The 21,912-nt window shown below is 60.7% G+C and carries 15 protein-coding genes and 1 pseudogene; 10 read left to right on the top strand and 6 right to left on the bottom strand.

Features of this window, described 5'->3' with window-relative positions:
- Positions 1-280: 280 nt before the first annotated feature.
- The 4 genes from M5B98_RS21720 to M5B98_RS21705 all read left to right on the top strand — a co-directional run bounded on the left by M5B98_RS21720 (position 281) and on the right by M5B98_RS21705 (position 9,763).
- Positions 281-2,074 carry a DUF1302 domain-containing protein gene (locus M5B98_RS21720; RefSeq protein ID WP_248743933.1) on the top strand — a complete coding sequence of 598 codons (1,794 nt, stop codon included), beginning with the start codon at positions 281-283 and terminating at the stop codon, positions 2,072-2,074.
- A gap of 23 nt (positions 2,075-2,097) precedes the next feature.
- The gene (locus M5B98_RS21715; RefSeq protein WP_412548548.1) at positions 2,098-3,465 is read left to right on the top strand and encodes a DUF1329 domain-containing protein; all 1,368 of its coding nucleotides are present in this window, start codon (positions 2,098-2,100) and stop codon (positions 3,463-3,465) included.
- Positions 3,466-3,604: 139 nt separating this feature from the next.
- A complete protein-coding gene (locus M5B98_RS21710) occupies positions 3,605-6,151 on the top strand; it encodes a helix-turn-helix transcriptional regulator (RefSeq protein WP_248743931.1) in 2,547 nt (848 codons plus the stop codon).
- 162 nt (positions 6,152-6,313) lie between these two features.
- Positions 6,314-9,763 carry a dermonecrotic toxin domain-containing protein gene (locus tag M5B98_RS21705; protein WP_248743930.1) on the top strand — a complete coding sequence of 1,150 codons (3,450 nt, stop codon included), beginning with the start codon at positions 6,314-6,316 and terminating at the stop codon, positions 9,761-9,763.
- Positions 9,764-9,775: 12 nt separating this feature from the next.
- On the opposite strand, the gene M5B98_RS21700 is transcribed toward M5B98_RS21705, so the two are convergent.
- Positions 9,776-10,558: an IclR family transcriptional regulator gene (locus tag M5B98_RS21700; RefSeq protein ID WP_248743929.1), complete on the bottom strand. Its 783-nt coding sequence runs from the start codon at positions 10,556-10,558 to the stop codon at positions 9,776-9,778.
- A 163-nt stretch (positions 10,559-10,721) separates the two neighbouring features.
- Here M5B98_RS21700 and hmgA point away from each other — a divergent pair, with 163 nt between their 5' ends.
- The 4 genes from hmgA (at position 10,722) to M5B98_RS21680 (ending at position 15,455) form a co-directional block, all read left to right on the top strand.
- Entirely contained in the window at positions 10,722-12,017 is a 1,296-nt protein-coding gene (gene hmgA, locus M5B98_RS21695) for a homogentisate 1,2-dioxygenase (RefSeq protein WP_248743928.1), read from the top strand.
- Between the two features lie 3 nt (positions 12,018-12,020).
- The gene (gene fahA, locus M5B98_RS21690; protein ID WP_248743927.1) at positions 12,021-13,325 is read left to right on the top strand and encodes a fumarylacetoacetase; all 1,305 of its coding nucleotides are present in this window, start codon (positions 12,021-12,023) and stop codon (positions 13,323-13,325) included.
- 12 nt (positions 13,326-13,337) lie between these two features.
- Positions 13,338-13,976: a maleylacetoacetate isomerase gene (gene maiA, locus M5B98_RS21685; protein WP_248743926.1), complete on the top strand. Its 639-nt coding sequence runs from the start codon at positions 13,338-13,340 to the stop codon at positions 13,974-13,976.
- 81 nt (positions 13,977-14,057) lie between these two features.
- Positions 14,058-15,455: an MFS transporter gene (locus M5B98_RS21680; protein ID WP_248743925.1), complete on the top strand. Its 1,398-nt coding sequence runs from the start codon at positions 14,058-14,060 to the stop codon at positions 15,453-15,455.
- Here M5B98_RS21680 and M5B98_RS21675 read toward each other — a convergent pair.
- Complete coding sequence (locus tag M5B98_RS21675; protein ID WP_248743924.1) at positions 15,379-16,182, bottom strand: SirB1 family protein; 804 nt, start codon at positions 16,180-16,182, stop codon at positions 15,379-15,381. The genes M5B98_RS21680 and M5B98_RS21675 overlap by 77 nt on opposite strands.
- A 184-nt stretch (positions 16,183-16,366) precedes the next feature.
- On the opposite strand from M5B98_RS21675, the gene M5B98_RS21670 reads away from it, so the two are divergent.
- A complete protein-coding gene (locus M5B98_RS21670) occupies positions 16,367-17,386 on the top strand; it encodes a Glu/Leu/Phe/Val dehydrogenase family protein (RefSeq protein ID WP_085711736.1) in 1,020 nt (339 codons plus the stop codon).
- A gap of 153 nt (positions 17,387-17,539) precedes the next feature.
- On the opposite strand, the pseudogene M5B98_RS21665 reads toward M5B98_RS21670, so the two are convergent.
- A pseudogene (locus M5B98_RS21665) lies at positions 17,540-17,797 on the bottom strand (YebG family protein); the annotation flags it as partial.
- Positions 17,798-18,090: 293 nt separating this feature from the next.
- Here M5B98_RS21665 and M5B98_RS21660 point away from each other — a divergent pair.
- Positions 18,091-18,591 (top strand): phosphate-starvation-inducible protein PsiE, encoded by a 501-nt coding sequence (locus M5B98_RS21660; RefSeq protein ID WP_003221775.1) that lies wholly within the window; start codon positions 18,091-18,093, stop codon positions 18,589-18,591.
- On the opposite strand, the gene M5B98_RS21655 is transcribed toward M5B98_RS21660, so the two are convergent.
- The 3 genes from M5B98_RS21655 to M5B98_RS21645 all read right to left on the bottom strand — a co-directional run bounded on the left by M5B98_RS21655 (position 18,588) and on the right by M5B98_RS21645 (position 21,846).
- Positions 18,588-18,905, bottom strand: coding sequence for a DUF3509 domain-containing protein (locus M5B98_RS21655; RefSeq protein ID WP_096819085.1), 318 nt, complete (start codon positions 18,903-18,905; stop codon positions 18,588-18,590). The genes M5B98_RS21660 and M5B98_RS21655 overlap by 4 nt on opposite strands.
- Before the next feature lie 199 nt (positions 18,906-19,104).
- A complete protein-coding gene (locus M5B98_RS21650; protein WP_248743923.1) occupies positions 19,105-20,406 on the bottom strand; it encodes an HAAAP family serine/threonine permease in 1,302 nt (433 codons plus the stop codon).
- 63 nt (positions 20,407-20,469) lie between these two features.
- Entirely contained in the window at positions 20,470-21,846 is a 1,377-nt protein-coding gene (locus M5B98_RS21645; protein WP_248743922.1) for an L-serine ammonia-lyase, read from the bottom strand.
- Between the last annotated feature and the right edge of the window lie 66 nt (positions 21,847-21,912).

Below are 21,912 nucleotides of genomic sequence, written 5' to 3'. Positions count from 1 at the left end.
TGCCGTGAAAGCCCGCTCAGAATAAGCGCCTGAGGCCAAAGGAAAAATAGCGATTCCGGACATGCACTGTTACGGGGCATGTAACAGTGGGGTGATTCGAAGGGCCATCATCCGTTGCGTTGATAGTGGCCCATCCAGCCTGTTCATGGCGTGCGCAAAGCCTTGTCCCAGGCGGCGATTCATCCTTTCGAGCGACAGCGCGAATACCTCCTTGGTGCGCTTATCGTCCCCGTGTGGCGGCAGTAGGGTGGGGCCTTCTGTCACTCACCGGGGAAGACGCATGACAAAAACAACAATGCGCGCCATCTTCAAACCGCAGGCGCTGGCCGCTGCGGTGGCCTTGGGTTGCTGGGCCCAGGCCCATGCCGTGGATTTCAATATTGGAGAAATCGAAGGCACGTTCGACTCGTCGCTGTCGGTCGGCGCGAGCTGGGGCATGCGCGACGCGGACAAGTCGCTGGTCGGTACGGTCAATGGCGGTACGGGCCAGTCTTCGACCGGTGATGACGGGCGCCTGAACTTCAAGAAGGGCGAGACGTTTTCCAAGATCTTCAAGGGCATCCACGACCTTGAATTGAAGTACGGCGACACCGGCGTGTTCGTGCGTGGCAAGTACTGGTACGACTTCGAACTCAAGGACGAAGACCGCGAGTTCAAGCCGATCAGCGACAAGGGTCGCAAGGAAGGCGCCAAGTCTTCCGGCGGGCAGATTCTCGATGCGTTCGTCTATCACAACTATTCCATCGCCGACCTGCCGGGCACCGTTCGCGCCGGCAAGCAGGTGGTGAGCTGGGGCGAAAGTACCTTCATCGGCAACTCGATCAACAGCATCAACCCGATCGATGTCTCGGCGTTCCGTCGGCCCGGCGCGGAGATCAAGGAAGGCCTGATTCCGGTGAACATGCTGTTCGGCTCCCAGAGCCTGACGGACAAGCTTTCGGTCGAAGGCTTCTATCAGCTGGAATGGGACCAGACCGTTCTCGACAACTGCGGCACCTTCTTCGGTGTCGACGTGGCGGCGGATGGTTGCAACAACGGTTACACCGTCGGCAGTCCGGCGATTGCTCCGCTGGCGCCGCTGGCCGCTGCCTTCGGGCAACCCATCCAGGTCACTCGCGAAGGCGTGGTCGTGCCCCGTGGCGGTGACCGCGATGCGCGGGACTCCGGGCAGTGGGGGACGGCGTTGCGCTGGCTCGGCGACGATACCGAATATGGCCTGTACTTCATGAATTACCACAGCCGTACGCCCACGGTCGGCACCACCACCGCCGGGCTGTCGACCCTGGCGGCACTGCCGGGGATGGTCAGCACCGCCAACCGCCTGGCTGCCGGCAGCGGTTCCGGGCTGGCGCAAAGCGTGATGCTCGGGCGCGGTCAGTACTACCTCGAATACCCGGAAGACATCCGCCTGTATGGCGCAAGCTTCGCCACCACGTTGCCCACCGGCACTGCATGGACCGGCGAGCTCAGCTACCGGCCAAACGCCCCGGTGCAGGTCAACACCAACGACTTGACCCTGGCCTTGCTCAACCCGATTGCCGGCGGTACGGCATCGCCCCTGAGCACATCGCCCGGCGCCGATAACAAAGGCTACCGGCGCAAGGAAGTGACGCAGCTGCAGAGCACCCTCACGCACTTCTTCGATCAAGTGCTGGGCGCCGAACGCCTGACCGTGGTCGGCGAGGCGGCGGTGGTGCGGGTCGGCGGTCTGGAGTCGCGCAGCAAGCTGCGTTACGGCCGTGACTCGGTGTACGGCCAGTACGGTTTCGGCGGTGACACCGGCGGTTTCGTCACGTCGACCTCCTGGGGTTACCGTGCCCGGGCCATCCTCGATTACGCCAACGTGATCGGCGGGATCAACCTCAAGCCCAACCTGTCCTGGTCCCATGACGTTTCCGGTTACGGCCCCAACGGTCTGTTCAACGAAGGCGCCAAGGCCATCAGCGTCGGCGTCGATGCCGACTACCGCAACACCTACACCGCCAGCCTCAGTTACACCGATTTTTTTGGCGGCGATTACAACGTCCTCACCGACCGTGACTTCGTGGCCTTGAGCTTCGGCGTGAACTTCTGATCTGCCCGAGAAGGATGAAATCCATGCGCAAGATGATTCTGCAATGCGGTGTCCTGGCCCTGAGCCTGCTGGCTGCCAACGTGATCGCGGCGGTGTCGCCGCAAGAGGCCGACAAGCTCGGCACCAGCCTGACGCCGCTCGGCGCCGAGAAGGCTGGTAACGCCGACGGCTCGATTCCGGCCTGGACCGGCGGCATTCCGAAAAACGCCGGGGCGGTGGACAGCAAGGGCTTTCTTGCCGACCCGTTCGCCAATGAAAAACCGCTGTTCACCATCACCGCCGCCAACGTCGACCAGTACAAGGGCAAACTCTCCGAGGGGCAGGTGGCGATGTTCAAGCGTTACCCGGAAACCTACAAGATTCCGGTCTACCCGACCCACCGCACCGTCGCCGTGCCACCGGAAATCTACGAGTCGGCCAAGCGCAGCGCGTTGAACGTGACCACGATCAACGACGGCAACGGCCTGGCCAATTTCACCGGCAATCGCTACTACGCCTTCCCGATTCCGAAGAACGGCGTCGAGGTGCTGTGGAACCACATCACCCGTTATCACGGCGGCAATCTGCGGCGGATCATCACCCAGGTGACACCACAGACCAACGGCAGCTACACGCCGATCCGCTTCGAGGAAGAGATTGCCGTGCCGCAGTTGATGAAGGATCTGGACCCGCAGCAGGCGGCCAACGTACTGACCTTCTTCAAACAGTCGGTGACCGCGCCGGCGCGCCTGGCCGGCAACGTGTTGCTGGTGCATGAAACCCTCGACCAGGTGAAGGAGCCGCGTCTGGCCTGGATCTACAACGCCGGGCAGCGTCGGGTTCGCCGTGCGCCGCAAGTCGCCTACGACGGTCCGGGTACCGCCGCCGATGGCCTGCGGACTTCGGACAACTTCGACATGTTCTCCGGCGCCCCGGATCGTTACGACTGGAAGCTGGTCGGCAAGAAGGAAATGTACATTCCGTACAACAGCTACAAACTCGATTCGCCGAAGCTCAAGTACGACGACATCGTCAAGGCCGGGCACATCAACCAGGACCTGACCCGCTATGAATTGCATCGCGTCTGGGAAGTGATCGGTACGGTCAAACCGAGCGAGCGGCACATCTACGCCAAGCGCCACATGTACATCGACGAGGACAGCTGGCAGGTGGCACTGGTCGATCACTACGACGGTCGCGGGCAGCTGTGGCGCGTGGCCGAAGGTCATGCCCAGTACTACTACGATCACCAGGCCCAGGCCTACACGCTGGAAGCGCTCTACGACATCATCGCCGGTCGCTACATCGCTCTGGGGATGAAGAACGAGGAGAAGCACAGCTTCGAGTTCGGCTTCGAAGCCAAGGTCGCCGACTTCACCCCTTCAGCCCTGCGTGCCGAGGGTGTGCGCTAGGGTTTTCGAGACACCGGCGAGACAAAAGGCGACCGTGCGGTCGCCTTTTTTATGGGCAGCAATCAGCGATCTGAATACTCATCAACAAGCGTCGGGGAGAGGGCTAGGGTGAACGAATAACGATAAAAAGGCGCCCCCGATGACCGCCATGACACCCCTTCTGGATCGACCGGATTTTCTCCCGAGACTGTCTCCTCATCATCTGCCACGTCCGCGCCTTTGCGAGGCACTGCTTGATTCGGCAGCACGGGTCAAACTGATCTGCGCGCCGGCCGGCAGCGGTAAAACCGCGCTGCTCACCGAGTGCCTGCTGCAAGCCCCGGTCAATTGCACCGTCTGCTGGTTGCCGCTGGCAGGTGCGTCCTTGAGCGTCGGTGAATTTTGCGAACGGCTGGCGCATGCGATGGGACTGACGGCCTCGGACGAGGTTTCGTTGCTTTATGAACTGGCGCGGCGGTCCTCGGCAACCTGGGTGTTGATCGACGATTACTGCCGGAGTCCGCAACCTGCGCTGGATGCATTGCTCGACCGGATGCTGGCGATCAGCAGTCCGGCCCTGACATGGTGGATCGGTACCCGGCGGCGTCCGCCCTGCAACTGGCCGCGCCTGCTGCTCGATGATGCTTTGTACGAATGTGAAGGCGCGATGCTGGCGCTGACCCGGGACGAGATCGCCCAAGTGTTGCGTCACTTGCCGCCAGCCCAGGCCGACAGCGTGGCTGCTCGTATTCATCTGCGCAGCGGTGGCTGGTGTGCCGGAGTGCGGATGCTGATGATGCAAAAATGCGACTGGTCGCAAAAGACCTTGCCGCAGCAACGTATGGACACTTTGCTGGACTACCTGCAACACGAACTGTTCAGCGGCCTGAGCCCGGAACTGGCCGAAGCCTGGCGGGTGCTGGCGCACTTGCCGCGTTTCAATGCCAGCCTTTGTGATCACCTGTTCGGTGCCGGGGACGGGGCGCAATGGATGCGCAGTCTGCAAACGCTGGGATGCTTTATCGAACCCTGGCAAGGATCTCCGGACTGGTTGCAGGTATGTGTTCCACTGTCGCGCCTGATGCGTGACGAACCCTGGCCTGCCGGGCGTTCCTGGCATCGCCGGGCCTGTCAGTGGTTTGCCGCCGGGCAACATTGGAAATGTGCTTTCGAGCAAGCGTTGCTGGCCGAAGAATACGAGGTTGCGGTGAGTCTGTTGCAACACTTCAGTTTCGAGCATCTGTTCGAGGAACAGACGGTCGTGCTGTTGCTGCGTCTGTATGAGCAGCGCGGCGAGGAACTGCTGTTGGGTTCGGCGCAACTGGTCGGGTTGATTACGGCTGCGTTGTTGTTCGCCGGGCGCTTCGCCCAGGCGGCAGAATGCATCGGGCAACTGTCGCGCTTTTTGCCGCCACCGTCGGCTGGCCAGCAACGGCAATTGATCGCCCGCTGGCAGGCTCAGCAAGGCTGGTTATTGCATCTGCAAGGGCGGATGGACGAGGCGCGTGAGCATTTCGAGCAAGCGTTGAGCGATCTGTCGCCGAAGGCCTGGACAGCGCGTCTGTTGTGCCTCTCGGGCCGTACACAGCAGGCGTTGCTGTGTGGCGATCTGGAGCTGGCTCATTCGATCAATCGTGAAGCCCTTTGCCTGGCCCGGGCAGAGGGTTCATTGCTGTTCGAGGCGTTGCTGGAACTTGATCACGCCCAATTGCTGGAACAGCGTGGTGGGGCCGCCCGGGCCGAAGAGCTGCTGGCCAATCTCTGCGAAATGCTCGGCTCGTCCGTCGAGCGACCGACGCCGCTGCTGGGGCGCATTGCCCTGCGTCGAGGGCGACTGGCGCTGAGCATGGGACAACCGGAACGGGCGACCGAGCACTTTCAGCAGGGACTCGACGACTGTCTGCGCAGCTTTGACAAACGTGTGCTTTACGGCTTTCTCGGACAGGCGCAACTGGCCGCCGATCAGGGCGATTACCCACAGGCTTTCATGCGCCTGCGTGATGCTGAACGGTTGATGCAGCAGCGACAGATTCCGGACACGGTTTATCGCGGCGTCCTGTTGCAAGTCAGCAGCGAATTCTGGTTGCAACAAGGGCGGCCAGAACTGGCCCGGGAGGCCTTGACTCGGGTACTTCGGCACTATCGTGGCCCCCACGCACGACAGGCACCGCCGGCGTCGCTGGAGCTTGTCCCGCGCATCGAGTGCTTGCTGATTCTGGCCGAGACCCGGTTGCATCAGGCACTGCAACCCATGGCGCGTCTGCAGTGTTTGTTCGAACAGGCTCAAGCCAATCGGATGATTGTTCTTGAAGCCGAGCTGTTACTGGCAATGGGTGAGGTGGCTTCGTTGCTCGATGAACGGGAATCGGCCCGGCAGTACTTTGAAAGAGGCCGGACATTGGCCAGCCATTTCAATTTGTCGCGAGTATTGTTGAAGTTTGAAGAGCAAGTGTCGGATGCCTGGGTTGATTTGACACAGGAAAAGAAACCTTCTGATGAAAGTGGCGATGAAAGTTCATTGAGTTTGCGAGAGTCTCAGGTTCTGGAGTTGATTGCTTCGGGGAACTCCAACCAACAAATAGCGGACAAGTTGTTCATCTCGTTGCATACAGTTAAAACTCATGTTCGGCGAATTCACGCCAAGTTGGGCGTGGAACGTCGGACGCATGCCGTGGCACGGGCAAGAATGCTGGGGTTGTGCAGTTAATTGTCAGTTAATAAAGTTGTAGGTCATGTTGAGGTTTGAAGGTTTTCAATACTTCGTAAAGTGTGGTGGGTATTTGTGCTGGTGCTTTTCAAGCTAGGTTAATTGCACGGTTCAGGTGATGTTGTATTGCCTGGTTGTAACGTGTATTTGCGGAGTTTGTTTATGAGTGCCATGGAAAAGATTTCGTTTGAAACAGGTCTGGGTAAAGTTGATCAGGGTTTTGTAGAGTTTGAACGTATGCTGGGAGGGTTGCCTTCGTTCAAATCGTTTTTGCAGGAGGTGGTGTTCAAAGAACTTCAGAAATTGCTGCCGGACATTTACATCAGCAAGACTTACATCACTGCCCGAAGCTGGGAAATCGTCAATCCGCAACCGACCGGGCTGGTCATGGACGTGTTCATGCAGTGCCTGGCGCTGGGGCGGGCACCCGTGTATGACGCAGGCCAGTACGGCGTCTACGACTGGCCCGGCTCCACGGATGACGAGGATCGAATCCAGGGTCTGGATGTGGTTGCCGTCGCCTCGGTGATCGGCAATGTGTTGGGCTCGCTGGCACAAAAGTACCCGTCCTTGCTGGCGCAATACTGGGCTGCTTCTTCGGGCAAGGATGACAAGGGGCGCGAGCTGCCGTCGCGCAGCCGTCAGCTACAGAGTGCCCATGCAGCGCTGTTCTGGCAGGAATTGAGTGCGACGGTGCAGATGCAAGGCGCGAGGCCGGAAGTAGAGGAAAGTTTTGCCGTCTACATCAGGGACGCATCCATGACGCCGGCCTACAGTGTTTCTCTGCAACTGGATGACGGTCGATTCGCGACGCTGGCCGGCTGCTTTGTCACTTACCTCGCCGGCCGCTCGGTCGCTGAACTGATACCGGGCGAGGACGATTGGGTCGTTCTTTTCACTCACGTGAACGGCCTGGAAACATTCCGTACATCGGCCATGATGCAGCGTGTTCTGGAGCAGCGCCTGAGCAATACGGACAGCCGGCTGCAACTGCTCAAGGGCGTTGCCCTGGAAGACGCCGCTCAGGTCAGGCAGGTTCCGGACATCCGTTACCTGAACATTCAGGGAGAACTCTTTCACACCCTCACGGCCCGGTTGCTTGAACAGCAGCAAAGAGACGCTACCTGGCACCTTCGCCAACTGGAAAAAAACGGCGCGGATCTGCAGGCCGTCATTCAGTCCATCGAATCGGTGCATCGTCAGCAGACAGTGACCGATGCTGCAAAGGGACGTATTGCCCACCTCCTGGCCCTGATGAACAAAAAAAATCGGCCGCAATGGCTCAAGGATGCTCCCGCCGCCCATCAGGAAGTTTTCGCCTCGATGGAAAACGGATTGTTCAGAAGTCAGGTGGCATTGCATGAGTCGATGGGCGGGGTGTCTTCATTCCAGGAGTATGTGCGCGGTGTCGTCGAAACTCATATTTCCGCAGGCGATACCCAACGTGTGGACCCTGATGCGATCTGGGTGACGGTGCAACATTCGCTGCCGATGGGCAGCCGGCGTATCGAGCATATCGAGCGCAAAACCCTGACCCAGCTGTTCATGTATGGCGTGCATGACAAGGGGGCTGCGTACTCGATCAAGTTCGAGGCGTTTCACAACAACCCTCGACTGACCGCGTTCAATATCGAACACGCCATCCGCCGGTTTGATCTGCGGGTGCAATACGCCAACGAACGCAATGATCGCTTTGGACGGGCGTCTGTCAGAGAGGCCATGCGCGAAGTGCTGGCGCAGCAGATTGCCGTCAGCAACTTCGCCGCGATCCTGCAAAAACACATCAGCCCGCAGGCCCAGGATCTGGTGCAGCGCTATTTGCTTGGGGACCCGGCAATGGAGGCATCGGGTGTTGCTTTCCGGCGTTACTACAAACCGTTCAGGGACATGCTTGCGTTTCGTGCGAAAGGCGCGGCGGCTGATCACTCAAGGCATGTCCTTTATGCACCCGGCGCACCGACAGGGCAGCAGTGGTTCGAGTTCACCGATCTGACGGCATTGAAGCGCCAGTTCATTGCCTGGGGATTCGAGCCGCGTGATCGTGACTTCCTGACCGGTCAGGCATTCAGTGAAGATCGTGCGGAATTCGAGAAGGACTACCTTTCCCTCAGCGAACCGGGCCCGGTATTCCAGCCATGGTGGTGGGAGGGCGTGACACTGGTGCAGTGGGCTCAAGGTCTGGATGAAGGCCCGCTGATGGGGGCTATCCACAGGATCATCGACTGGGAAGTCGCAGAGGAAAAAGTGGCCACACCTGTCTGGTACCGGAACGCGGCGGCACAGGATCGTGAGCTGCTCACCCGGCTGAATACGGAGTTCAAGGCAATCTACGAAGTGTCAAAAGATGAGCTGAATATCCCCACGATGGCGCTTTTTTCGCGAGACCTGGTGATGGAAAGGCTGAACAGTCATCTGCGCCGATCCGACCCGAAACACCCATTGATCGATCCTGATCAAGTGAACGTCAAGGTGCGTGGACAAGACTGGATGACGCTTACCCAACTGTTCATTCAATGGCAGCTCTGGCCAAGCGATGGTCAGGTGGCGTTTGCCTCCGGAAATGGTGCTTCGCTGGGAGGCCTGAATGCGAGTGTTGTGGGATCGTTGATCAGCCTGAAACCGGCCATGGCGTATGAGTGGCATCTGGTTGACCATTTCGCCAACTCCCCGTCGCAGAGCCTCAAAGCGAAACTCTTCTGCAAGGTCAAGCAAAACGAAATGCTCAAGGCTGCATTGACCCAAAAGATGCAGGGTTCCCTGTCCTCCGAGCAGTTCAATTGGCTGGCGGGACTGGTCGAGGGGCTGGATCATGACCGCCCTCATGAGCCGGAACCGTTCAAGCCCGGAGCTACCCCGCAGGAGGGTATCTATACGCTGGTTCTTGAAGGTCGACGCATCGAGGGTGCCTACACATTCGGACGCCGTGTGGCGGGGAAGTTGCAGCTGCTGGTCTACATTCCCAAGGCACCGGACGGTTTGAGCTTTCGCCCGCTCGAATCGCTGACGCTGGGACTCAAGGGCGCCAGCCTGGGCAATCACGTCATTGCATTGGCAAGGCTGGAGCACCGGGCTGTCGTGCAGAGTTTCGTCACGCGTTGTCAGCAAGCGGAAAACGCCCTCCCTGCACCTGCATTGAACAACAGTTACGCCGTGACTCATTTCAAGTTCGAGTTCGACAGCATGATTTCGCGGGTGCTCAGCGACGTCGATCATCAAACGACCACGCCTGCCGAACGTTTCTGGAACACGGTGCTGGTGGTCACAGAGCTGGCGGTGGATATCGTCTCGCTGTTTGTACCGCCGGTGGGACTGGTCGCCAGTATCGTACGGATCACACGGTCGATCGTTCAGGGCATCGTTGCCTACAGCCAGGGGGATGACGACGCAGGCAGGAACCACCTCGCCTCGGCCTGGAGTAGCTCCATTCTCCTGTATGTCGGTGTGATTGCGGGAGTTGGCGGATCGGTATCGGCAGTGGGCGCATTGTCACGGGTCAAGGATATTGCCGACATCGTATCGACCGCGACCGGCGTGCCGGTCGGGATCGGTTATATCACCGCATCGGTTTCTCCCCATGTGATTGCGGACAGCAGGACCCACATTGTCGGCTGATCCTTCAATCCTTCAGGCGGGTTGATACCCCATCCGCCAACTCACGGCCCGCGTCGCCGTCAGCAACCGCTGCGCCGCCGGGCCGTTTTCGTCGGCGTGGAACAGCGATGTCGGGCCAACGATGGTCAACACCGCCGAGATCTGCCCGAGGGCGTTGAACACCGGTGCCGACAAGGCATCGACACCGGGCATCAGCAAACCGTGCACATGATGCAGACCGCGTTCGCGGATCTGTTCGCACAACGCCGAATAGGCTTTTTCGTCTGCCAGCGGATGGCCGCCGCTGGCGATTTCCTGTTCGCGCAATTCGTCGGTTTCCCGGTGCGGCAGATAGGCGCTGAATACCAGACCGGTGGATGAACTGAGCAGCGGCAATACCGAGCCCAGTTGCGTTACCACGGTCACCGCGCGCACCGCCGGCTCGATGTGCACCACGGTCGCGCCCTGGTTGCCCCACACCGCCAGGAAACAGGTTTCGTTGAGTTCGTCGCGCAGTTCGGCCAGCGGCAGGGCGGCGACTTTCAGCACGTCCATACTGTTGAGTGCGGCCAAGCCCACGCGCAGCGCTTCACGGCCAAGACCGTAATGGTTGGTGGCGGTGTTCTGTTCGGCGAAACCACTGGCGATCAATGCCTGCAGATAGCGGTGAACCTTGCTCGCCGGCATCTGCACATGTTCGGCCAGGCGCGACAGCGAAGTGGACGGCGACAACTCGGCCAGAGCCTTGAGGATGTCGGTGCCGACTTCGGCGGAGCGGACTTTCTGTTTGCCGTTGCTGTCGCTGGTTTTTTCCATGGTGCTGCCGTGTCCCGGAACGAATGGGCGTCTTTATAGCTTGACGCTGGATAGCGAGCAAATTACGTTATGCGTAATTGAATTACGATAAAAATAACCCCGGCGTGCCAAGACCTCCGATCCAGAGCGTCCGGCCATGCCGACTCCCTGTTCAGGAGGCTCCATGAACCTCGATTCAGCCCTGGCTTACCAGTCCGGTTTCGGCAACGAATTCAGCTCCGAAGCGTTGCCCGGCGCACTGCCCGTCGGCCAGAACTCCCCGCAGAAAGCCCCTTACGGCCTCTACACCGAACTGTTCTCCGGCACCGCGTTCACCATGACCCGCAGCGAAGCGCGGCGCACCTGGATGTACCGGATCCAGCCGTCGGCCAATCACCCGGCATTCGTCAAACTGGAACGACAACTGGCGGGCGGCCCGTTGGGCGAAGTCACCCCCAATCGTCTGCGCTGGAACCCGCTGGAGATCCCGGCCGAACCTACCGATTTCATCGACGGTCTGGTGAGCATGGCGGCCAATTCCGCTGCCGAAAAACCGGCCGGCATCAGCATTTACCACTACTGCGCCAACCGTTCGATGGAGCGGGTGTTCTTCAACGCCGACGGCGAGCTGCTGCTGGTGCCGCAACTGGGTCGCCTGCGTATCGCCACCGAACTCGGTGTGCTGGAAGTGGCGCCGCTGGAAATCGCCGTGTTGCCACGGGGCCTGAAATTCCGCGTCGAACTGCTCGATGCGCAGGCACGCGGTTATATCGCCGAGAACCACGGTGCGCCGCTGCGCCTGCCGGATCTGGGACCGATCGGCAGCAACGGCCTGGCCAATCCACGGGATTTCCTGACCCCGGTCGCCGCCTACGAAAACCTGCAACAACCGACCACGCTGGTGCAGAAATTCCTCGGCCAGTTGTGGGGCACCGAACTCAATCACTCGCCGCTGAACGTGGTCGCCTGGCACGGCAACAACGTGCCGTACAAATATGACCTGCGCCGCTTCAACACCATCGGCACCGTCAGTTTCGATCACCCGGACCCGTCGATCTTCACTGTGCTGACCTCGCCGACCAGCGTCCACGGTCTGGCCAACCTCGACTTCGTGATCTTCCCGCCGCGCTGGATGGTGGCCGAGAACACCTTCCGTCCGCCGTGGTTCCACCGCAACCTGATGAACGAATTCATGGGCCTGATCCAGGGCGAATACGACGCCAAGGCCGAAGGTTTCGTGCCCGGCGGTGCGTCCCTGCACAGCTGCATGAGCGCTCACGGACCGGACGGCGAGACCTGCACCAAAGCCATCAACGCGGACCTCAAACCGGCCAAGATCGATAACACCATGGCCTTCATGTTCGAGACCAGCCAGGTGCTGCGCCCAAGCCGCTTCGCTCTCGACTGCCCGCAACTGCAATCCACTTACGACGCCTGCTGGGCCACGCTGCCCGCCACGTTCGACCCGACCCGGAGATAACCCATGACTCAGAATTCCATCACCCGCAGTTGGGTCGCTTCGGCCAACGGCCACACCGATTTCCCGTTGCAGAACCTGCCGCTGGGCGTGTTCAGCTTCAATGGCTCGGCACCGCGCGCGGGCGTGGCGATTGGTGAGCACATCTTCGATCTGCAAGTGGCGCTGGAGGCCGGACTGTTCGACGGCGTTGCGCGCAGCGCAGTCGAAGCCATGCACGGCGGTGAGTTGAACGCCTTCTTCGAACTCGGCCGCGACGCTCGCGTTGCCCTGCGCGAGCGTCTGCTGGAGCTGTTCAGCGAAGGCAGCACTCACCGCGGCAGCATTGAAGCTCAGGGCGCGAAACTGCTGCCGCTGGCCGCCGATTGCCAGCTGCACCTGCCGGCCCGCATCAGTGACTACACCGACTTCTACGTCGGCATCGAGCACGCGCAGAACGTCGGCAAACTGTTCCGCCCGGACAACCCGCTGCTGCCGAACTACAAACACGTGCCGATCGGCTACCACGGTCGAGCGTCCACCGTGCGTGCTTCCGGTACCGACGTGCGCCGTCCGAAAGGCCAGACCCTGCCGGCCGGTGCGACCGAGCCGACCTTCGGCCCGTGCGCGCGTCTGGACTATGAGCTGGAACTGGGGATCTGGATCGGTCAGGGCAACGAAATGGGCGAGCCGATCGCCATTGGCGATGCCGCCGAGCACATCGCCGGTTTCTGTCTGCTCAATGACTGGTCGGCCCGTGACATCCAGGCCTGGGAATACCAGCCGCTCGGCCCGTTCCTGTCCAAGAGCTTCATCACCAGTGTTTCGCCATGGGTGGTGACTGCCGAAGCGCTGGCGCCATTCCGCACCGCGCAACCGGCACGTCCGAAAGGTGATCCGCAGCCGCTGCCGTACCTGCTCGACAAGCGTGATCAGGATGGCGGTGGTTTCGACATCGAGCTGGAAGTGCTGCTGCTCACCGAGAAAATGCGCGAGCAGAACCTGCCGGCCCATCGCCTGACCCTGAGCAACACCCGCTACATGTACTGGACCGTCGCGCAAATGGTCGCGCACCACAGCGTCAACGGCTGCCAGTTGCAGGCCGGTGACCTGTTCGGTTCGGGCACGTTGTCCGGCCCTGAAAACGGCCAGTTCGGCAGCCTGCTGGAAATCACCGAGGGCGGCAAAAAGCCGATCGAACTGGCGTCCGGTGAAGTGCGCAAGTTCCTTGAAGATGGCGACGAAATCATCCTGCGCGCCCGCTGCGCCCGCGAAGGTTTTGCCTCCATCGGTTTCGGCGAATGCCGTGGCACCGTGCTGGCGGCACGCTGACAGGAGCGGCTCATGGATCTCTATACCTATTACCGTTCCACCTCGTCGTACCGGGTGCGGATCGCGCTGGCGCTAAAGGGCCTCGACTATCAGGCGTTGCCGGTCAACCTGATCGCACCGCCCGGTGGCGAACATAGGCAACCGGCGTATCTGGCGATCAACCCCCAGGGCCGGGTGCCGGCCTTACGCACTGATGACGGCAAGTTGCTGATTCAGTCGCCGGCGATCATCGAGTACCTGGAAGAACGTTATCCACAGGTGCCGTTGCTGCCCGAAGACCTCGTTGCCCGCGCCCGGGTGCGCGGCGTGGCGGCGGTGATCGGCTGCGATGTGCATCCGCTGCACAACGTCAGCGTGCTCAATCGGCTGCGCGGTCTGGGCCATGACGAGCCGCAGGTCAACGAGTGGATCGCTCACTGGATCGGTCAGGGTCTGGCGACGGTGGAGCAGTTGATCGGCGACAGCGGTTTCTGTTTCGGCGAGTGGCCGTGCGTGGCTGACGTGTACCTGATTCCGCAGTTGTACGCGGCCGAGCGTTTCAACGTTTCGCTTGAGGCGTATCCAAGGATTCGTCGGGTGGCTGCATTGGCCGCAGAACATCCGGCGTTCATCGCGGCGCACCCGGCGAACCAGCCGGACACACCGAAGTAGCATTTGATGGCTCCCGTGCAACACACGGGAGCCATTCCGGTTACCCGCAAAAAATCATAAAAACAAAACAGGTACCTTGCGATGCATAACCAGATTGCCAGCTTCCGGGCGGCACTCGACGCCCGTCCTGTGTCCCGTTTTCAGTGGTTGCTCCTGATTCTTCTCGCCTTGCTGCTGGTCACCGACGGCTATGACGCCCAGGTGCTCGGTTACGTGGTGCCGGCACTGGCGCAGGACTGGGGCCTGGAGAAATCGGCGTTCGGTCCGGTGTTCAGCGCCAACCTGCTGGGCCTGACCCTCGGCTCGCTGGCCGTAACGCCGCTGGCCGATCGCTTCGGCGTACGGCGGATTCTGCTCGCCTGTGTACTGATTTACGCCAGTCTCACCGTGCTGATGGTGTTCGCCGATTCCCTGAACACCCTGATGATCGCGCGCTTCATCTGCGGCATCGGCATGGGCGGTGCAATGCCCAGCGCTATGGCGTTGATGTCGGAATATTCACCGCCGCGCCTGCGTACGTTGATGGTGACGCTGGCGGCATGCGGTTTCTCTTTCGGCGGGGCGGCGGGCGGTTTTGTTGCAGCCGGGTTCATCGACCGTTTCGGCTGGCAGGCGGTGTTCCTCGCCGGTGGTGTCACGCCGTTGCTGCTGTTCCCGTTCCTCTGGTGGATGCTGCCGGAGTCCTTGCCGCGTCTGCTGCGCGATGCGCCACCGTATGCACGCCTGCGCAAGGTCACCGCGCGAATGCTGCCGGATTGGCAGCCGCCCGCCGCATCGGTCGAGCAGAACGAGCGGGAGCAGGGCAGCAAACTGACGGTGGTGGAATTGTTCCGCAATGGTTACGCACGCCCGACCTTGCTGATCTGGGCGACGTTTTTCGTCAGCCTGATCCTGCTGTATTTCATGATCAGCTGGCTGCCGTCGCTGCTGCTGGAAAGTGGCCTGAAACTCAACGAGGCGAACCTGGTGACGTCGATGTTCCTGTTCGCCGGTACGCTGGGCGCGATCTGCATGGCGTGGTTCGCCGACCGTTTGAAAAGCAAAGTGCGGCTGCTGTCCGGTGTACTGGCCGGCGCGGCGGTGTGCACGATTCTGCTGGGCCTGAATCACGACAACCCGCGTTATCTGGTGGCCTGTGTTTTCGCGGCGGGCTTCTGCATCATCGGCGGGCAACTGACGCTCAACGCCTTCGCCAGCAATTTCTATCCGGCCCACGTGCGCGCCACCGGCACCGGCTGGGCATTGGGAGTAGGGCGGTTCGGCTCGATTCTCGGGCCGCTGTTCGGCAGCCTGTTGCTGGCGATGCACATTCCGGTGCAGCAGATTTTCTTCTTCTGCGCGATTCCGGCGGTGATTGCGGCGTTGCTGATCATTCAGGTACGTTCGCCTTCGGCGGGGTCAGTCAGTGCACCACCGAATTGGGCGGCAGATGCCCCAGCCGTTCCGTCAGGCGAAGCCGCTGAATCGGGTCGTCACTGAGCAATAGCGCATGCTCCAGATCGAAGCGCTCGGCGTTCGGGCAGTCGAGACGTTGATACAGACTGGCCCGGGCCAGGTAGTCGGCGACGCTGGCATTGCCCAGTTCGAGCACGCGTTCGGCATCGATCAGCGCCGCAATGTAGTCATCGTGGGTCAAATGCAACTGGCGCAGGTTGCGTGACAGGCGCTGTAGCATATGCAGCGGCGTGGCGGTCAGCAGGTGGTCGGCCTTGAGTTGCATCTGGTGGCCGTATTGGCGATGCAGCAGTTCGCGACAATCGTTCGGATACAGGCGCCGTCCACCGCACGGATCAAGCAGGTGATCGGCGCCGGGAACCTTCAGCAGGAAATGCCCGGGGAAGTTCACGCCTACCAGCGGAATCTCCAGGCCTCGGGCCAGTTCCAGAGCAATCAGCGCGAGGGCCAGCGGTTGACCGCGGCGGGTCTGTAACACCTTGTTCAGCAGAGCAGCCTGCGGGCGCACTGGCGCAAAATCATCCTGCGCAAAGCCCAGCTCGACCATGCGCCGCAGCAGCGGTTGCGCCAGCTCGCTGACCGGCAACAACGGCAAGCCAAAGCTGACCCGTTGCTGCAGCTCGATGAAATCCTGCAACAGCGCATCGGGATCGACGTGCTTATCGTGTTCGGCGGCCATCCACAATCCTGCCTCCAGCAGCGCAGGCGGTGAACGGTGCAGACACTCGAAAAAACGTTGGCGCGGACTCATCAAAATCTCCGGAGAATGCCTCGTTTTAGCCCCGTCTCTGTCATTCGTCCAGTACCGCGCCGCTCTGCCATCGGGTTATGCCGCAACGCATCGGTCGCTGCAGGGCCTTATTCCCGTGCGCTTCAGCAATTTTTGGGCGCAAGCCTATACTGGCGACTACCAGAAGTGATTCGGGAGCCTGCCGATGTTCGCTCTCATGCAAAGCACTCGCCTGGAATCGCTGCACCTTAGCGTTGATCCGGTCTCCGGATTGAAGGCGGTCATTGCCATTCATAACAGTCGTCTCGGGCCAGCCCTGGGCGGGTGTCGTTATCTTGCCTATCCGAATGATGAGTCCGCCGTCGCGGACGCCATACGCCTGGCCCAGGGCATGAGCTACAAGGCGGCGCTGGCCGGTCTGGCCCAGGGCGGCGGGGTGGCCGTGATCGTGCGGCCGGCCCATGTGGAAAACCGTGGCGCGCTGTTCGAGGCATTCGGTCGTTGCATCGATCAACTCGACGGCCGCTACATCACCGCCATCGACAGCGGTACCTCAGTGGCGGACATGGACTGCATCGCCCAGCAGACTCAGCATGTCACCAGCACCACGTCCGCCGGCGACCCGGCGCCCCATGCCGCGATGGGCGTGTTCACCGGCATCCGCGCAACGGCCATGGCGCGGCTGGGCAGCGACAACCTCGAAGGTTTGCGCGTAGCGATTCAGGGACTGGGCAATGTCGGTTACGCACTGGCCGAACAACTGCATGCCGCCGGCGCCGAACTGCTGGTCAGCGACATCGACCACGGCAAGGTGCAACTGGCGATGGAACAGCTCAACGCTCATCCGATTGCCAACGACGCCTTGCTCAGTACACCGTGCGACATCCTCGCACCGTGCGGCCTGGGCGGTGTGCTCAACAGCCACACCGTTACGCAGTTGCGCTGTTCGGCGGTAGCGGGGTCGGCCAACAATCAACTGACACATCTGGACGTCGCCGATCAACTGGAGCGGCGCGGCATCCTGTATGCGCCGGATTACGTGATCAATGCCGGTGGCCTGATCTACGTTTCCCTCAAGCATCGAGGCGAGGAGCTGACGACCATCACCGCGCATCTGTCGAAGATCAGTTCGCGGCTGACCGAAGTGTTTGCCCACGCCCAGGCGGAAAAACGTTCACCGGCGCGGGTGGCAGACGAGTTGGCGGAGAAGGTGTTGTACCGCTGAATTTTCCCCGGACATGAAAAAGCCCCTGAGTCGTTCAACTCAGGGGCTATTCAATTCAAGTGTCGCTTACTTTGCAGCCTTCGCCGCCTTGGCAGGTTTGGCCGGGGTTTCTACCGGTTCGGCCACATCTGCGGTTTCGGTCGCCACAACCGGTGCCGCCGGTGCGTTGATCAGCTCCGAGAGGGCATCAGGCTGGCTCTTGAACGCCCGGGCAAACACATCGCGGTTCTTCGCCATGTAGATCCCGACTTCTTCCACTTGCTGCTCGCTCAACGAAGGAACGGCTTTTTCCAGCACTTCGGCCAACAGTTCGGCCAGTTCGAGCATTTTGTCATGACGGTCAGCTTCGGCTTTATCCATGAACAAGCGCTCCAGATCTCGGCTGCTGCGGTATACCACTTCGACGGCCATTCACCACCTCACATGCCTTCACATTAAGTTGTCTTTGCGACTACTGTATCTATATACAGCGAAAAGAATAAGCGAATCCCTGCGCTTTGGGTAGTGGCTTTTTAATGTAGACCGGATTCGGATTTTGTCAGCCCGACGGTCATGCACAGGTGCGACCAAACGCCACGGCGCAGGTTTCGCGGCGCCTCGCCATGATGGCGTGGCCTCTTTTCTGCATGCATCTGTGTACGTGCGCAATAACCGTCACGTCCAGCAAGCAACATCCGCTCGAACCGGGCTAAGGAACCTTCATCGTGAAAATCAACTGGGCCGAGAAACTGCGGCAAAACGTGCACCAACTGGCCGAGTCCCTGGGCAACCTGTTCGTCGAGACCTTCCACTACCTCGCGCTGTTCGCCATTGGTGCGGTGACCGCCTGGGCGGCGGTGATGGAATTTCTCGGGATGCTCGAGGAAGGGCACATCAAGATCGATGACATTCTGTTGCTGTTCATCTATCTGGAACTGGGGGCGATGGTCGGGATTTATTTCAAGACCAACCATATGCCGGTGCGCTTCCTGATCTACGTGGCGATCACCGCACTGACGCGCCTGCTGATCTCCAACGTCTCGCACCACAATCCGCCGGACATGGGCATCATCTACCTGTGCGGCGGGATTCTGCTGCTGGCGTTCTCGATCCTGGTGGTGCGTTACGCTTCGTCGCAATTCCCTTCGGTGAAAATCGAGAAGCCGCAACGCAAGCTCGGTGCGGGGTCCGGTGAACATCCGGAGATCGAGAAGGGTGAGCTTTAAAGACCGATCGAGGGTCGATGCTGGCCCTTGATCTGCCGCGGTGGCGGGGTGAGCCCGTCGCCGCGGGTCATGGCTTCGAGGATCGCCATGGCGCTGTGGCCCTGTTCGATGGCGATGCCGAACTGAATGCTTTGCACCAGTCGCTTGAGGCGTTTGGGGTCGTTGCGCTGGTCGGCGCTGATCATCCGTTTGGCGACGATCCGGCCGCTGTTGGAAAGGGTCAGCATGATGCTGCCGTCGAGGCCCTGAATGCTCAGGTTGATCTGATAGTCCGGCGCGAAAGCATCGGTAATGATCTGAAAAGGATTGTCCATGATGCGTCACCGCCTGATTGAACGTGCAGTTGTTGACCGGCCTTGATCGGGTTGGTTCGCCAAACCTGACCGTCGGCCCTTCCGTGGTCCTGTCTCCTTCAGCGATGTAGCAAGGGACATGCCGGGAATATTGTCGAACAACAGAACCGGCCAAAAAGAAGGCGAGCTCATGGCTCGCCTTCTTCGTTTACGGCCCGTTTCAGGGCAGAACCGAGTAGATGATCGCCGACAGTGCAATCAGGCCGATCAGCACCACGAATACGTTGGACACCTGGCCCGAATACTGGCGCAAGGCTGGCACGCGGCGGATGGCGTACATCGGCATCAAGAACAACAGGCAGGCAATCACCGGCCCGCCGAGGGTTTCGATCATGCCGAGGATGCTCGGGTTGAAAGTCGCCACGGCCCAGCAGCTGAGGATCATGAACAGCGCCGTCGCACGGTTCAGCCAGCTCGCCGACATCACCCGGCCACGACCGCGCAGGCTTTTGACGATCATGCCCTGGAAGCCTTCGCTGGCGCCGATGTAGTGGCCGAGGAAGGATTTGGTGATCGCCACCAGCGCAATCAGCGGCGCGGCGTAGGCGATGACCGGAGTCTGGAAGTGGTTGGCCAGGTACGACAGGATCGAAATGTTCTGCGCCTTGGCTGCTGCCAGATCGGCTGGCGACAGTGCGAGCACGCAGCTGAAGCAGAAGAACATCACCGTCACCACCATCATGCCGTGGGCCATGGCGAGGATGCCACTGCTCTTGCGTTCGGCCTGGTCGCCGTAGCGCTGTTTCTGCTCGACGGCGAACGCGGAAATGATCGGCGAATGGTTGAACGAGAACACCATCACCGGGATCGCCAGCCACAGGGTCTTGAGGAATACCGACATTTCCATCGGTTCTTTAGCGCTGGCGAAGAATGCGCCGTTCCAGTTCGGAATCAGGCTGATGCCGAGCAACAACAACGCGGCGACGAACGGATACACCAGCACGCTCATGGCTTTGACGATGACGCTTTGACCGCAACGCACAATGGCCATCAGACCGAGGATCAGGGCCAGCGACAGCACCGCGCGCGGAGGCGGAGCGATGTGCAACTGATGTTCGAGGAAGCTGCTCAGGGTATTGGTCAGCGCCACGCTGTACACCAGCAGGATCGGGAAGATCGCGAAGAAATACAGCAGCGTGATCAGCTTGCCGGCGCCGATGCCGAAGTGTTCTTCCACCACTTCGGTGATGTCGCCGGAGCGGCCCGACAGCACGAAGCGGGTCAGGCCCCGGTGCGCGAAGAAGGTCATCGGGAACGCCAGCAACGCCAGGATCAGCAACGGCCAGAAGCCGCCGACACCGGCGTTGATCGGCAGGAACAGCGTACCGGCACCGATGGCGGTGCCGTACAGGCCGAGCATCCAGGTGGTGTCGAATTTGCTCCAGCCCTTGTGGGCGGTTTCGTTATTTCGTGTGCGGTCTACAGCAGGATTTTCGGCAGCAGGTGTACGTACATCGGTCATCGTTTTTGCCTCGTTATTATTCTTGCTCGGGCTCACGTGTTACGGGCGGTCAGGGAGTGCTCCTCAGCACTCCACCCAGCTCACGGCCAGGCCGCCCCGTGAAGTCTCTTTGTATTTGTCATGCATGTCGGCGCCGGTATCGCGCATGGTGCGGATCACCCGGTCGAGGGAAATGAAGTGTTTGCCGTCGCCGCGCAGGGCCATTTGCGTAGCGTTGATCGCCTTCACCGCAGCGATGGCGTTGCGCTCGATGCAGGGCACCTGCACCAGTCCGCCGACCGGATCGCAGGTCAGGCCGAGGTTATGTTCCAGGCCGATTTCGGCGGCGTTTTCAAGTTGCTCCGGAGTCGCACCGAGCACATCGGCCAGACCTGCAGCGGCCATCGCGCAGGCCGAGCCGACTTCGCCCTGGCAACCGACTTCTGCACCGGAGATCGAGGCGTTTTTCTTGCACAGGATGCCGACCGCTGCTGCGCCCAGAAAGAACGCGACCACGTCATCGTCCGACGCGTCCGGATTGAATTTCATGTAGTAGTGCAGGACGGCCGGAATGATCCCGGCAGCACCGTTGGTCGGCGCGGTGACCATGCGCCCGCCGGCGGCGTTTTCTTCGTTGACGGCAAGGGCGAACAGGTTGACCCACTCCATCGCCGACAGGGTCGAACTGATGACGTTCGGCTTGCCGATTTCCAGCAGGCTGCGGTGCAATTTCGCTGCGCGACGCGGAACATTCAGACCGCCGGGCAAGACGCCTTCGTGACGCAAACCTTGTTCGACGCACTCGCGCATCACCGACCAGATATGCAGCAGGCCCTGACGGATCTCGGCGTCGCTGCGCCAGGCTCGTTCGTTGGCCATCATCAGTTCGGAAACCCGCAGGTTGTGCTGCTTGCACAGCGCCAGCAGTTCGACGGCGCTGGAAAAATCGTAGGGCAGCTCGACGTCACCGGCCGGCGCTACGCCGGATTCGGCTTCGGCCGCTTCGATGATGAAACCGCCGCCGACCGAGTAGTACGTTTGCGTGAACAGCTCGGCAGATTCGCCAAAGGCTGTCAGCGACATGGCGTTGGGGTGGTAGGGCAGGCTCTCGTCCAGCAGCAGGAGATCGTGTTGCCAGTTGAAGGCAATGTTTCGCTGCCCGGCCAGACAGAGTTGGCCGGTTTCCCGCAGTTGCTGGATGCGCGGGTCGATGGTCGACGGATCGATGCTGTCCGGCCATTCGCCCATCAGGCCCATGACCGTTGCGCGGTCGGTGGCGTGACCGACGCCGGTGGCCGAGAGCGAGCCGTACAAACGGATTTCCACCCGGTTCACATCCAGCAGCAAATGCTGGTCGATCAGGGCCTGGGCGAAGGTGGCGGCGGCGCGCATCGGGCCGACGGTGTGGGAACTGGACGGACCGATGCCGACTTTGAATAGATCGAAAACACTGATAGCCATGCTAAAGCCTTACAAGCAATGGAGTAGGAATCGCCGCCATTTTTTGTAGGACAAGCGCAATGTCGG

The sequence above is a fragment of the Pseudomonas sp. MWU12-3088 genome (assembly GCF_023242405.1).
Classification (GTDB): Bacteria; Pseudomonadota; Gammaproteobacteria; order Pseudomonadales; family Pseudomonadaceae; genus Aquipseudomonas; species Aquipseudomonas kribbensis.
The sequence above is the reverse complement of the archived record's forward strand: the minus strand, read 5'-3'. Positions and strand labels throughout refer to the sequence as shown.